Genomic DNA, 14,007 nt, shown 5'->3' on the forward strand with positions numbered 1-14,007 from the left:
GGAGGTTTCACTCCATTGCCGGGCGCGCGCCCGGCAACCGACGCGCGGAAAAGAACTCCGGCTTCCGGGAGACCTGCCGGTTTCCGGCCGCCGGGCAGCGGGTAGGCCCGCGGGTATGCGCATTGTGATCACCGGGGCGAGCGGCAATCTGGGCACGGCCCTGCTGCGCGCCCTGGAACCGGGCTGCGAGATCGTCGGCGTGGCGCGCCGGACGCCTGGTCGCGAAGCCGAGCCGTACTCGCGCGCGAAGTGGCAGCCGCTCGACGTCGGCGAACCTGGGGCAGCCCGGCGGCTCGCCGAGGTCTTCGCCGGAGCCGACGCGGTGGTGCACCTGGCATGGGCGATCTCGCCCGCGTGGGACAGCCCGCCGATGTGGCGCACCAACGACCACGGCACCCGCCACGTCCTGGAGGCCGTTGCCAAGGCCGGCGTGGGGCACCTCGTGTGCGCGTCGTCGGTGGCCGCGTACTCGCCGGGACCGAGGGATCAGAAGGTCGCCGAGGACTGGCCGCGCGGCGGAATCGAGGCCAGCGCGTACAGCCGGGGAAAGGCCGGCCTGGAGACGATGCTGGACGGTTTCTCTTCGGCGCACGCCGAGGTGGCCGTTGCTCGGATCCGTCCCTGCGCGGTGGTGCAGCGGACGGCGGCGGGGGAGTTCGCCCGGTGGACGCTCGGGCCGCTGGTGCCGCAGCGGATGATCGGCGGGCGGCTTCTGCCGGTGCCGCTGTGGGCGGGGCTGCGCGCCCAGGCGGTGCACGCGGACGACGTCGCCGAAGCCATCCGGCTCGTCTTGGGCCGCCGCGCACGCGGCGCGTTCAACATCGCCGCCGAGGACGTCCTCGACGCCGCCGCGCTCGGGCGGCTGCTGGGCGGCAGGCGCGTGCCGGCGGCCAAACGCGTCGTGCGGACGGTCGTCCGGGCGGGGTGGCGCGCCGGGCTGCAGCCGCTGCACCCGGGATGGCTGGAGCTGGCCGACCGAGCCGCGCTGGTGGACACCGCACACGCCAAGAGCAAGCTAGGCTGGCAGCCGCGGCACAGCTCCGCCGAAGCGATCCAGGAGCTGGTGGCGGGTCTGCGCGGGCACGACCGCGGGCAGTCCGCTCCGCTGGCCCCGCCGCAGCCCGGTTTCCTGGACCGTGCCCGGGCGCTGACCCGCGGCCGGCCGGCCCGTCAGTCGCAGGACTGAGCCGGTGCACTCCGTCGACGCGATCGTCATCGGGGCCGGCCACAACGGACTGGTCGCCGCGAATCTCCTCGCCGACGAGGGCTGGGACGTCCTGGTCCTCGAGCACCAGCCCGAACCGGGCGGCGCGGTGCGCACCGGGGAGATCACCGCCCCCGGCTTCCGCTCCGACCTGTGCGCGGCTTTCTTCCCGCTCGGCTTCGCCTCGCCGGTGCTGACCGGGCTGGGCTTGGCGGAACACGGCCTGCGGTGGCGGCACGCCCCGGACGCGCTCGCGCACGTGTTCCCGGACGGCCGCTGCGCCGTGCTTTCGCGCGATATCGACCGCACCGCCGAATCCATCGCACGCTTCGCGCGAGCTGACGAGAAATCCTGGCGCGCTCTCTTCCGGCAGTGGCAGGGGCTCCGAGACGATCTGCTCGCGGCACTGTTCACCCCGTTTCCGCCGGTGCGGTCCGGACTCCGGCTGCTGCGCCGCACCGGCACGGCGGAAGCACTGCGGCTGGCCCGGATGCTCACGCTGCCCGCCCGCCGGTTCGCCCGGGAACACTTCGACGGCGAGGGCGCGCGGCTGCTGCTGTCGGGCAACGCCGCGCACAGCGACCTGTCCGTGGACAACGCGGGCAGCGCGGTCTTCGGCTGGCTGCTCGGAATGCTGGCGCAGGACGTCGGATTCCCGGTGCCCGAGGGCGGTGCGGCAGAGCTGGTTGCCGCGCTGGTGCGGAGACTGGAGTCCAGGGGCGGAACTGTCCATTGTGGAGAGTCAGTGTCCGGGGTGCTGGTCTCCGGCGGCAGGGCGGCCGGGGTACGCCGCGCGGACGGAGAGCTGATCCGGGCGCGCAAGGCAGTGCTGGCGGATGTGCCGGCACCCGCGCTGTACGGACGGCTGGTCGATCCGGAGTGGCTTCCGTCGCGACTGCTGGCGGATCTGAAGGCGTTCGAATGGGACAGTGCGACGGTGAAGGTCGACTGGGCGCTGTCCGGCCCGATCCCGTGGACTGCCGGGGACGTCCGCGGCGCAGGCACCGTGCACCTCGGCAGCGGCGAAGACGGGCTGTCCGCTTTCGGCGCCGCGCTGGCGCGGGACCAGGTGCCGGAGCATCCGTTCGTCCTGCTGGGCCAGATGACCACGGCGGACCCGTCCCGCTCCCCGGCCGGCACGGAAGCGGTGTGGGCGTACACGCATCTTCCGCGCGGCTGCGACGCTGCGACGGTGCGGCGGCAGGCTGAGCGCGTCGAGGAGACGGTGGAACGCAGCGCGCCGGGATTCCGGGACCTGATCCTGGCCCGGAACGTGCAGGGCCCGGCCGATCTCGCCGCGCACGACGCCAACCTCGCCGGCGGCGCCATCAACGGCGGCACCACCGCGATCCACCAGCAGCTGTTCTTCCGGCCCGTGCCCGGTCTCGGCCGCGCGGACACGCCGGTGGACCGCTTGTTCCTCGCCGGATCCGCCGCGCACCCGGGCGGCGCGGTGCACGGCGGCCCCGGCGCGAACGCGGCGCGCGCGGCGCTGGCTCGTGACCACGTGCTCGGCGGGGGCTACGCGGCACTCGTCCGCGCGGCGAACCGGGCCGTCTACGGCTGACTCCGCCCCGCCCGCCCGGCCGCCAGGTCCGAGAGCCGGGCGAGCGATTCCTCGTTGCGCGGCGACAGCAGCAGCCGCTGCAGGCTTTCCGGGAGGAGCCCGCCGATTCCGGTGCGGACAGTCTCGGCCATCCGTACCAGCGTCTCGCCGTCCCCGTGCGGGGCCAAGATGATCGTGATGTCGGCGGTGCCGAGGATGCCGCCGCGCGCCTCCAGGAAGAGCGAAACCCGCGGTACGACCGCCTGCACCGAAGTGGTGTCCTCCAGTTGCAGCGGCCAGGCGCCGACACTGTGGTGGATCCGGGCGCCCTCGGCGGGCCAGCCGTCGTCGACAGCACGGATGTGGGAGCTGCCCACGACCCAGCCGGCGTAGGACCAGCCGTCCGCGAGCACGTCGAAAACCGTCTCGGGCGGGACCGGAACAACGCGGCTGACTTCGATCATCGGGTATCTCCTCGTTCCGGGACCGGCGGCCGGAGCATCGGGTTCCCGCCACCGGACGGGGCAAACACCCGGCCGGCGCTCGCGCGTGCGGCACCGGGTCCGCGTCCCGTGCCGCGCGGCCTTGTTTGGGGCTTCGCCGGGGAGGGAATCCGCGCAGCAGAAGCGGTCGCCCCAGTCCCCGGCGCCACCGGACTCGGGGAAGGACGCCTATGCTCACGTCACCGGTGACTCCGCCGGCCAGGAACGACACCGCTGCCGCGGCGCCGCGCGACGAATTCGGCGCTCTCATCCGGCTCGTGCGGGGAGAGGGCCTGCTGGAGCGGCGTTATGGGTACTATGCGGTGAAAATCGTTCTCACCGCGCTCGCGCTGGCCGCCGGGTGCCTGGTGTTCGCCCTGCTGGGCGATTCGTGGTGGCAGCTGATCACCGCGGTGTTCTTCGCGGCGATGTTCACCCAGATCGCGTTCCTCGGCCATGACGCCGGGCACAACCAGATCTTCCGGACCGGACCGGCCAACGACCGCCTCGGCCGGGTGCTCGGCGGGGTCGTCGGGATCAGCTACGGCTGGTGGATGGGCAAGCACACCCGCCACCACGCCAACCCCAACCACGAGGACGAGGACCCGGACCTCGACATCCCGTTGCTCGCGTTCACCCGCGGGCAGTCGCGCGAGCGCAGCGGGCTCGTGCGCTGGACGGCCAAGCACCAGGCGGCGCTGTTCTTTCCGCTGCTGCTGCTGGAAGGGCTGAACCTGCACTGGGCCGGCGTCGAAGCCGCGTGGCGCGGGGAAATCGCGGCGCGCCGGACGGAAGCGGTTCTGCTGCTCGTGCATGCCGCCGTATACCTCACCGCGGTGTTCGTGGTGCTGTCCCCGCCGGTGGCGATCGCGTTCATCGCCGTCCATCAGGGACTGTGGGGGGTGTACATGGGCTGCTCGTTCGCGCCCGGGCACAAGGGCATGCCCACTTACGTCCGGGAGACCAGGCCGGACTTCCTGACCCGGCAGGTCCTCACCAGCCGCAACGTCCGCGGCGGCCGCTGCGTCGATTTCGCCCTCGGCGGCCTGAACTACCAGATCGAGCACCACCTGTTTCCCGGCATGCCGCGTGCCAACCTTCGCCGCGCGCAACCTCTGGTCCGCGCGTTCTGCACCGAGCGCGGCATCGAGTACGCCGAGTGCGGCCTGCTCACGACCTACCGGCACGTGCTCAAGCACCTGCACGACGTAAGCGCCCCGCTCCGCGCGAAGAGTGCCGCCTGAGATGGGCCCGCGCCGCAGCCCGGACCCGGCCGCTCCCGGGCGGCTGTCGCGCGCGGCCCGCCGGGCGGGGGCCAGTCCGGCGGCGAGGGCCGGGCGGTCCGGATTTCCCGTCCACACCGGGTGCGCTCCCGAGGAAGGACTCCGGTGAAAATCGCCATGGTGTCCGAGCACGCCGGCCCGCTCGACGGGAACAGCGAGCACGTCGCCGCGCTTTCCGCCGCGCTGGCCGGGTGCGGGCACGACGTGACTGTCTGCACGCGACGGGACAGCCGGAGCGCCCCGGACGAGGTGACGACGGCAGCGGGCTACCGGGTGCGGTACTTGCGGGCCGGCCCGCCGTGCCCGGTGCCGAGCGATGAGCTGCTGCCGCACCTGGGGGAGTTCGCCAGCCGGTTGCGCGGCGAGTGGGCGCTGCGGCGGCCGGATGTCGTGCACGCGCACTTCTGGACGGCCTGCCTCGCCGCGGCGCTGGCCGCGAACGAGCACGGGATCCCGGTGGTGCAGACGTTCCGCACTCTCGGCATCGTGCAGCGGCGATGCCAGGGACGGGCGTACCCGGGCCCGCCGGACCGGATCCGCCTGGAGCGGATGCTCGGCCGCCGGGCCCACCGGGTCGTCGCGGCCTGTTCGGCGGAGATGTCCGAACTGGTCCGCCAGGGCGTGCCGCGGCATCGGATGACGGTCGTCCGGTCCGGAGTGGACTTGAGCCCGTTCCGAACGGACGGCACGACCGCGGAGCGGTTCGCGCCGCCGCGGCTGCTGGCAGTCGGGCGGTGGGCGCCGCGCGATGGGCTCGACCTCGCGATCGCCGCGCTGCCGCTGGTCCCGGGAACCGAGCTGGTGATCGCCGGCGACCCCGCCGCGCCCGCGCTCGGTCCCGAGGTACGGCGGTTGCACGGGCTGGCGGCCCGGCTCGGGGTGGCCGGCCGGGTGCGCCTGGCCGGCCAGGTCGCCCGCGAGGACCTGCCTGTCCTGATGCGCTCGGCGGACGCGGTGGTGTGCACCCCGTGGTACGAATCGTTCGGCGTCGCGGCGCTGGAGGCGATGGCGTGCGGTGTTCCGGTGGTCGCGACCGCCGTCGGCGTGCTCGCCGACGCCGTGGTCGACGACGTGACCGGGCGTCTGGTCCAGCCGGGCTCGCCGGAGAAGCTCGCGGCCTGCCTGCGTGCCCTGCTCGCCGAACCGGCCTGGCTGCATTCGCTCGGCGTGGCCGGCCGGGATCGCGCGCGCGTGTGCTATTCCTGGGATCGCGTCGCGGCGGAAACCTTGCAGGCGTACGAGCACGCCGTGTCGGCCAGCGAGCTGAGCCAGGCTGCCGCGCAGTGACGGCCGCCGGCGGACAGGTCGCGTTCAGCGTCCCGGACGCGCGCTTGCCCGGCACCGCGGGCTTCTTCCCCGCAGGCCGCCGCCGAGCCGCGCCGGAACCGGAATGACGACCTTCCCTCCGGGGAATGCCAAGGACTTAGGCCGCAGGCCCCAGCCCGCTGTCCGTCCACGGAGACGCCACTGTCGCCGAATTGCCCGATGGACAACCCCTGCCCCCGTTTCCCCGGATTCCTCTCACGGACCGCAAACCCGCTCCCGCTGTCCGGCGGCGGCCTTCGGTCTGGGAAGCCGTGTGTCGATCGCACTTGGGGTGCCGCCTTACGGCCCTGTGTATGGGGGCGTCCGTCGCGCGGCGGCACGGCTCACTCGTCGGCCAGCTGCTGGAGCAGCCGTCGGGCGGGCAGCGCCATCGCGCCGAGGCCCAACGCGGCGGCCACGCCTTCGCGCGAGGAGACCAAATGCTCCTCCACCTGAGAGAGCAGCTCGCGGCACCGGTCCAGGCCCGGGTGCGCGGCCGGGTCGGCGGCGGTCCGGATCGCGGCGGCGAACTCGAGCAGCAGATCGGCGAGGGTGTCGCGGGCGGCCGGCGACGGGTACCGGAACGGCTCCCGGCCTTCCGCCGCCGCGCGCACGGCCTCCACGAGCTGCTCGACCGGTGGCCACAGCGCGCGGAGCATCCGGAGCGGACGGTCGTGGCGCAGGCCGGTGTGCCTGCTGCGGCGGCGCAGATTGAGAAATCGCCCCTCGTGGGTCAACCCGGTGGCGTCGTCCGCTTCGCGCGCCATGCTCTGCACATCGCGGATCCGGGTGAGCCATTTGTCCAGGTTGGCCAGCGATTCGTCGGCGCGGATCAGCTCGGCGGTGTCCGCCAGGAGCCCGGCCAGCGCCGCGGCCAGCCGGTCCGCGGCGGAGGCGAGCCGTTCGCCGTACACCGGCGGGAAGACGAGCATGTTGACCGCGAGCCCGATCGCCGCGCCCAGCGCGGTTTCCAGCAGCCGGTCGCCGAGCAGTCCGGAGTTCCCCGCGGTGCCGTAGGTGACCAGCAGCATCCCGGTCACCCCGGCCCACACGCCGGAGCTGCCGAAGCGGTGCCAGGAGCCGATGAGCAGCCCGGTGAACAGGACGATCGCGAGCACCGCCGTCTGCTGCGGGACCAGCTGGGTGGCGAGCGCGGCCAGGAGCACCCCGGTGGCGACCGCGCCGACCTGTTGCAGCCAGCCGTAGAGGCTCCGGTACACCGTCGCCTCGACCAGGAACACCGCCGCGTAGGGCGCGAGGAATGGTTGCGGCAGCCCGAAAACCATGGTGGCGAGCAGCCAGGCCGCCACGGCCGCGAAGGTCGCCTTGCCGGTCTGGACCAGTGTGCGGCGTTCGCGGCCGGGCGTGCGCAGGGCGCGGGCGGCCCAGCCGGACGGGGTCCGGTCCAGCCAGGCTCTCACCGCTGGCCCGCCGACGGGCGGCGGGCGGCGTCCGCCCGGGCCCGCACGTCGCGCGGCCGGCCGGATGCGGCGCTGCCGCAGGGGCGGGGACAGGGCACCGGTCCGGTTCGGCCGCGCCTGCCGAGCGGGCCGGGCCGGAGGTCTCTTCTCGCCGGATCCGCACCCTTCCGGTGCGGCGGCCCCGGATCGCCGCCGGACGGGGTGCTCCCGCTCCGGACGCGACGTACTCGCCAGGGAGCGGACAACCGGTGCGGCGCCGTTCGCGGCGGAGCTGTTCCGCCACCACCAGGTGCGCGGAAAACCTTCCACGGCAAAGCACATCCCGTACGCACGGGTTCGGCGGCCGGGCGAACGATCGCGGTGCTTCCGTCGTCCGCGGAGCGCGGACGCCGTGCGGGGCTTCCGGCCGGCGCGACCGGACGGCGACGTTGTCCGCGGGCCTGGCGGCTCCGGCCAGGGTCGTGCGATCTCGGCATCGCATCTCCTCAGGTTCACTCGATCGGGTGGTTACCCGATGCGGCGGCCCTTCATGCGTGCCGTCAGCCGCGCCGCACGGCCGGGCAGATCCGGAGCCGACGCGGATTCCGTTGGCACGGAGGCGATCCCGGCGTCCGTCCGGTTCCGGGTCTGCCCGGTGTGCCGCGGTCCGAGGTTCCGGCTCCGCAGCCGCGGATTCCGTTGGCACGGAGGCGATCCCGGCGTCCGTCCGGTTCCGGGTCTGCCCGGTGTGCCGCCGCCCGACGTCCCGGCACCGCAGCCGCGGGAACCGCTTGTCGTCGCGATGGGCGGCCTGTCCGGGAACTCGCGGCACCGCAGCCGGTCCGGCGGCGCTGAGGCGGGCCTGTTCTCCGGAACGGGCCATGGCGTTGCCGGGACTCGCACGCCGGATACGAAGCTGCCGAGCTTGCCAGTCCTCGTCGCACGGCGCGCTCCTGGCCGCGGATCGCGCGAGTTCTCGCCGGCACTGGGCGGCGGCGACGTTTCGACGACGCTCCGGCGGCTATCCCCGTGGGGACGGAGGTGCTGGTCGATCCTCGGGCAAGAGCGGTCACCGGTGCTTGCTTGCGGGCACGGGGTTTCAGGTCAGCAGAGTGAGGATGGTCCCGGCCGCCTCCAGCACCTCCGTCACCGGTTTCCGCGTCGCCGACAGGACAGGCAGCCCCGGATCCTCGTCGAAACCCCCGTGCACGGTCCACGCCGCTGCGGGGCCGCCCCGCGGTCGCTCGCCGATTTCGGTCATGCCGAGGACTGGGATCCCAGCACGGAGCGCCGCATCCCCGACGACAGCGGCCGGGCCAGGGCGAGCTTGTCCTGGCCCAACACCGCCGGCGTCAGCGCCGAGCTGACCTGCACGTTCGAGCACTAGGGATCGCGTCGTGCGGGTGGGGCGCAACGCACCACCGCCACCTCGACCGAGACCATCGAAGCGACGCCCGGCGGTCCGGGCTCGAACAGCACTTGCCCGAACGAGTTCGAGTTCGCCGGAACGGCCGAGGCGACCTTCGAGAAGCTCGGCGACGACGCCGGGAGCCAGCTGACGAAGCGCTCGAATCTGGGCCGGGACTTCTGACTGTGCGGCGCGGTCCGGGCGGCGGAGGCGCTCGTTTCCGCCGCTTCGTTTCGTGCTCGCGAGGACAGGAAGCCCTCGCCTGCCGGGCGGGTCGGCGTCAGTGCCGGAGTTGCCGGAAGAAGGCGCGGATGTCGCCGACGAACAGGTCGGGAACCTCGAACGCGGGGAAGTGCCCGCCTTCGGGGTGGTCCCGGAAGAAGACCGCTTGGCCGGCGGCGCCGAGGACCTTGCGGACGAGCGGGTCGCTGTGGAACAGGGACTGGCCCTGGGGCACCGGAGAGGATCCGCCCCAGCCGGTGTTCTCGGCGTGGGCCAGTTCCCAGTAGAAGTCGGCCGCCGCGGGCCCGGTCCGGGTGAACCAGTAGAGGCTCGCGGTGAGCAGGATGTCCTCGCGGCTGATCGGCGTCGCGGGATGGGCCCACTCGGCGAGCTTTTCGGCGATCCAGGCCAGCTGCAGGATCGGGGAATCGGCCAGACCCGCGGACAAGGCGTTGGGCTCGGTCGAATGCAGCACCCGGTAGCCCTTCATCTGCGACCAGCGTCGTCGCGCCGCCTCGAGTTCGCCGCGTTCGGCGGTGCTCAGGCCCTCCGGGACCGGGAGATCCTCGCCGGCCATGCCGAGCTGGAGCCGGTCGCCGTGGGTGTGGGCGCCGATCACCCGGTCGGGCAGCAGCGCCGCCACCCGGCTGGTCACCCCGGCTCCGAGATCGCCTCCCTCGACGCCGAAGCGCTCGTACCCCAGGCGGGTCATCAGCTCCCCGAACGCCAGCGCGGTCCGCTCCAGATTCCAGCCGCGCGCCGAGAGCGGGCTCGAGAAAACGAAACCGGGCAGCGAGGGGATGACGAGATGGAACGCGTCGGCCGGGTCGCCGCCGTGCGCGCGCGGATCGGTCAGCGGCCCGCTCACCCCGAGGAACTCCGCGAACGAGGTGGGATAGCTGTGGTTGAGCAACAGGGGAGTGGCGTCGGGTTCGGGCGAACGCAGATGCAGGAAATGGATGGTCTGCCCGTCGATCTCGGTGACGAACTGCGGGAAAGTGTTCAGCTCGGCCTCGTGCGCCCGCCAATCGAACTCGCCGGCCCAGCAGGCGGCCAGTTCGCGGAGCCAGCCGGACGGGATGCCCCGGTCCCACTGCGATCCGGCGTCCGGCACCGGGTGCGGAGATCGGGTGCGGGCCAGGCGATCGCGCAGATCGTCGAGTTCGGCCTGCGGAATGCGGATCCGGAAGGGAGCGATGGCACTGTTCATGAAGATCAACCTAGAGTGCGTCCAGGTCAGGTGCTGTCCTCGATCATCCGGTCAGGCGGTGTCCGCGGCCACAAGCTCCTCGGCGCACCCGGGGCGCAACGCGGTGAAGCAGACGCGGTGCCGGGCGGATCGGGAGGCTGCCGCTGCGCCGTCGCGAAGCAGCGGTATGAGCCCTCCGCCCTGACATCGGAAAACCGCCCAGCAGAGGCAGGACTGCCCGCCGAGGACCGCTGCGGACGCCGGACGCGCGGACAGGTGTGCAGGACTGCCCGCCCTCCGCGGTCGTCGAATCCGCGGCAGGCGGAGAACCCGTCCGGCGATCAAGCCGGGGGAGAAGCCGGTTGGTCCTCGACGGGCCAGCTGCGGGGAGTGGCGAAGGCGGACGGGCGGAGGGTGCCGCCGGCGAGGTCGCGGGCGACCTCGGAGAGGCGCCGCTGATGGTGGTGGCTGTACTCGCGGAGCCGGGTGAACGCGTCGTGCATGTCGAAGGCGAGGTACTCGGCGAGGACGCCTTTGGCCTGTTCGATGACGGTGCGCTGCTGCAGGGTGGCTTCGAGCTGCTCGGCGAGCAGCTCGCCGCGAGCCGCCGCGTGCTGGTGCAGGATTCCGATCGTCGCGACGTCGGCGAGGGCCTGGCCGATCTCGATCGTGTCCGGGTCGAGAGTGACGGGTTCGTGGTTGAGCAGCGTCAGTGCCCCGACGGTCTGGTCCCGCAGCCGCATCGGCACCGCGGAGGCGGCGCGGAACCCGGAACCGGCGGCCGCGAGCGAGAAGCGCGGCCAGCGGGTTTGGGCCTCGGCGGTGCGCAGGTCGGCGCAGGTGACCGGCTTCCCGGTGGCCACGCAGTCGAAACAGGGACCTTCGCGAGTCTGTGCGGTGAACAGCTCAAGCAGGTCGGCGCGTTCGGAGGAACCGGCGGCGGGCCGCCAGCCGCCGCGCTGGTCGGACAGGATGACCCCGGCCGCGTCGACGGCCAGGTGCTCGACACTGCGTTCGGCCAGCAGCGCCAGAAAATCCAGTACGTCGAAGTCGACGACAAGGGTGTCGGCGAGCGTGACGAAGGTGCGGGCCAGCCGCCGGTCTGCGGTCATGCTCATGCGTCGCGCCTTTCTCCGCTGGTCATCATGCGGGATCCTCCTCGGGCCGGAACCGTAATGTGCGGGTGACCACTTGCCCGGCGACGTCGGCCAGCGTCACGTCGTGGGCGAAGGCGTGGCCGCGCAGCCGCAGCAGCGCGGCGTCGGTGCTGACGCCGAGCTGGACTTGCACCATGCCCACGGCTTGGTACACCTCGGCATGGGAGTCGGCGAGCCAGCTCAGATCACTCGACGCGTGCCCGTCGAGCTGGTCGATCACCGTGGCGGTGGCCAGATCGGCGAGGACGAGCGCATCGGTGACCTGCGCCCGGGACAGCGGGCCGGGCCGGTCGCGGTAGAAGTCCAGCGAACCCAGCCGCACCACCCCGAGCTGTAAGGGGAACGAGAAGACCGCCGCCGCGCCCAGGCCGGTCGCGGCCGGCCCGAACGCCGGCCACCGCGTCGCGGCGGCCGCCAGATCGGGAACCAGGACCGGACCGCCGGCGACGAAGGCGTCCCGGCACGGTCCTTCCCCGACGGTCAGCTGCAGGTCTTCCAGCCCGGAGCTGACCGGATCGGTGGCATGCACCAAAGCACGGCGGTAATCGGCCGCCGCGCCGTTGGCGGAGGCGCTGAGCACTGTGGCCCCGGCTCCGGTCACCTTCAGTTCCGCGACCGCCAGCGCACAGATCCGGGACATCCGCCCGCCCTGGTCGGCATCGCCCTCGGACGCGAGCAGGTCGGCGAAGCGCTGCCGCCGGTCTTCCACCTCGACCACTCCCGTCGCACCCGCCGTCGTCGATCCTAGATCCCCTCGGGAGGGACCGCCTCGCCGGGCGCGGCAGCGCGGGAACCGCCGCCGGCCACCAGCCACCGGGCAACATCCACCAGCTGCGCGCCGACCAGCAACCCGGCCGCGGCCGCGGCGCCGATACCGAACCGCTCCGCCAAAATACCCTTGGCCTGCCCGATCACGTCGCGGGTCAGCAGCACCTGCTGGTCGAGCCCGGCTTGCGGAACCGAATACAGGTAGAGGGCGCCCAGCGTGTCGTCACTCGTGGACAACGGGAACGACACCGTGCTGGCCGCTCCCGACGCGAACGCCGGCCACCGATCCGCTTCCGCGGCCAGATCGTCGACGAGCACGGTGTGGTGCTCCCACAACGCCGTCACGCCCGGTCCTTGCCGCGACTGCGCCTGGACCCGGTCGATCCGCGCGACCGGATCGCTGCTCGACGCATACGAGGTCACCGCACCGTCGCGGCTCAGCGACAGCACACCCGCGTGGTCGGCACCGGGCACGGTCTGCGTCGCGTCGGCCACGATCAGCTCCAGGACCCGGCCGGGCCCGCCCGCTCAGTTCTTGCGCCGCGTCGCCGAGCGCCTGGACCAGCCGCTGCTCCGGTTCCGTTGCCGGTTGTCCGGTCATCCTCGCACCGCGCGTCTCGCGCCGCCTGAACCGGGAACATCCGGCACACCAGCGAGATCCCGGAGCGGGCGACACATCCGTCCACAGTAGACATCGGGTTCATTCGGGTTCGCCCTTCTCCTCGGGCTGGCCGGTGCCGGTGCGGGCGCTGCGGGGCCGCAGCGGGTCGATTCCGCCGGGGTCGAGCCGCGGATCGTGCAGCAGGGATCCGATCGCGGATTTGGCGACGGCGAGGATCGGCACGACGAGCAGGGCTCCGACGACGCCGGCGATCTCGAGACCGAGGGCGATGCCGACGACGACGGCGAGCGGGTGCAGCCGGACCGCTCGCCCGAGAAGGAACGGTTGCAGGACATGGCTTTCCAGTTGCATCACGGCGATGACGACGGCGAGCACGATGATCGCGGCGAGGAATCCGTTGGCGACGAGGGCGACCAGGACGGCGACGGCGCCGGCGATCACCGCGCCGATGATCGGGACGAACGCGCCGATGAAGATCAACGCGGCCAGCGGGACCGCGAGGGGGACTCCGACCAGCCAGATGCCGATCCCGATGCAGATCGCGTCCACGCAGGCGACGGCCACGGTGGCACGCACGTAGCTGACCAGCGAGGCGAAACCGCGACGGCCCGCGACGTCGACGCTCTCGCGGGACGCGGCGGGCACGATCCGCAGGAGGAAGCTCCACACCTGGCTGCCGCTGTAGAGGAAGAAGATGAGCACGAACAGCGTCAGCAGGATTTCGGTCAGCACCCCGCCGACGGTCGCGGCGGTCGAGAGCACCCGGCCGGTCAGCTCGGAGGTGTTGCCCTGGACGGCTTTGACCGCGTTGTCGAGCAGTTGCTGCAGCTGGGCGTGCGACAGGTGCAGCGGTCCGTTCCGCAGCCAGTCGTTGATGTTCGCCAGACTGGCCGCGAGCTGGTTCTGCAGTTGCGGCAGGCTTGCGGCGACCGTGGTGATCACCAGGGTGAGGACCCCGCCGAGCACGGCGAACCCGACGATGATCGCGAGGATCGTGGCCAGCGCGCGGGGCACGTGCCAGCGCACCAGCCGGTCGACCAGCGGCGCGAACAACGCCGACAGGAGCAGGGCGATCCCGATCGGGACGGTGACGGTCGCGAGGTGGCCGAGCACCCAGGCGATGGCCCCGACCATGACCAGGACGACCAGGAACCGCCAGCCGGTCGCGGCCGCGACGCGCAGCGGCCACGGCACCGCGCCCGCGGCGTCGCGTCGGTGCTGCCGGTTCCCGCCCGCGATCCGGCGAGCGGGAACGTGTCCGTCCTGAACGGCCACCTGGTCACCTCTTTCCTGAGCTTCTCCAGCATCTGGGTCTCTGGTTCGCGGCCGTCCGAGCGGGCCAAGCTGGGTCACGACGACCTGGCTGGAGCATCGCGAGCGACTTCGCGGCCCGGTCGGCCATGAGCGCGGTGCCGTTCCGG

The 14,007-nt window shown here is 72.8% G+C and carries 12 protein-coding genes; 4 read left to right on the plus strand and 8 right to left on the minus strand.

The genetic code is table 11. The features are described 5' to 3' along the window. Positions 1-115 precede the first annotated feature (115 nt). Together BM362_RS15320 and BM362_RS15325 are read left to right on the plus strand one after the other, a co-directional pair. Entirely contained in the window at positions 116-1,186 is a 1,071-nt protein-coding gene (locus BM362_RS15320) for an NAD-dependent epimerase/dehydratase family protein (RefSeq protein WP_093573565.1), read from the plus strand. A gap of 4 nt (positions 1,187-1,190) precedes the next feature. Next, entirely contained in the window at positions 1,191-2,771 is a 1,581-nt protein-coding gene (locus BM362_RS15325) for a phytoene desaturase family protein (protein WP_093573566.1), read from the plus strand. Here the strand turns inward: BM362_RS15325 and BM362_RS15330 are convergent. Next, entirely contained in the window at positions 2,762-3,214 is a 453-nt protein-coding gene (locus BM362_RS15330; protein WP_093573567.1) for an SRPBCC family protein, read from the minus strand. The two genes, BM362_RS15325 and BM362_RS15330, sit on opposite strands and share 10 nt — an antisense overlap. A gap of 209 nt (positions 3,215-3,423) precedes the next feature. Here BM362_RS15330 and BM362_RS15335 point away from each other — a divergent pair, with 209 nt between their 5' ends. After that, on the plus strand, positions 3,424-4,476 hold the full coding sequence (locus BM362_RS15335; protein ID WP_093573568.1) for a fatty acid desaturase family protein: 1,053 nt from the start codon (positions 3,424-3,426) through the stop codon (positions 4,474-4,476). A gap of 144 nt (positions 4,477-4,620) precedes the next feature. Further along, entirely contained in the window at positions 4,621-5,802 is a 1,182-nt protein-coding gene (locus BM362_RS15340) for a glycosyltransferase (protein ID WP_093573569.1), read from the plus strand. 362 nt (positions 5,803-6,164) lie between these two features. On the opposite strand, the gene BM362_RS15345 is transcribed toward BM362_RS15340, so the two are convergent. From BM362_RS15345 to BM362_RS15370, 7 genes are all read right to left on the minus strand, one after another. Then, entirely contained in the window at positions 6,165-7,241 is a 1,077-nt protein-coding gene (locus tag BM362_RS15345) for an FUSC family protein (protein WP_093573570.1), read from the minus strand. Between the two features lie 1,078 nt (positions 7,242-8,319). Continuing rightward, a complete protein-coding gene (locus BM362_RS47435) occupies positions 8,320-8,481 on the minus strand; it encodes a hypothetical protein (protein WP_167545323.1) in 162 nt (53 codons plus the stop codon). Between the two features lie 427 nt (positions 8,482-8,908). Then, complete coding sequence (locus tag BM362_RS15350; protein WP_208865211.1) at positions 8,909-10,060, minus strand: epoxide hydrolase family protein; 1,152 nt, start codon at positions 10,058-10,060, stop codon at positions 8,909-8,911. Between the two features lie 320 nt (positions 10,061-10,380). Continuing rightward, positions 10,381-11,157 (minus strand): GAF and ANTAR domain-containing protein, encoded by a 777-nt coding sequence (locus BM362_RS15355; protein ID WP_093573571.1) that lies wholly within the window; start codon positions 11,155-11,157, stop codon positions 10,381-10,383. Between the two features lie 25 nt (positions 11,158-11,182). Continuing rightward, entirely contained in the window at positions 11,183-11,914 is a 732-nt protein-coding gene (locus tag BM362_RS15360) for a GAF and ANTAR domain-containing protein (protein ID WP_232791911.1), read from the minus strand. 26 nt (positions 11,915-11,940) lie between these two features. After that, entirely contained in the window at positions 11,941-12,459 is a 519-nt protein-coding gene (locus BM362_RS15365; protein WP_244287164.1) for an ANTAR domain-containing protein, read from the minus strand. Positions 12,460-12,664: 205 nt separating this feature from the next. Then, a complete protein-coding gene (locus tag BM362_RS15370) occupies positions 12,665-13,861 on the minus strand; it encodes an AI-2E family transporter (RefSeq protein WP_093573572.1) in 1,197 nt (398 codons plus the stop codon). Positions 13,862-14,007 lie beyond the last annotated feature (146 nt).

It is taken from the genome of Amycolatopsis rubida, from assembly GCF_900115345.1.
Taxonomy (GTDB): domain Bacteria; phylum Actinomycetota; class Actinomycetes; order Mycobacteriales; family Pseudonocardiaceae; genus Amycolatopsis; species Amycolatopsis rubida.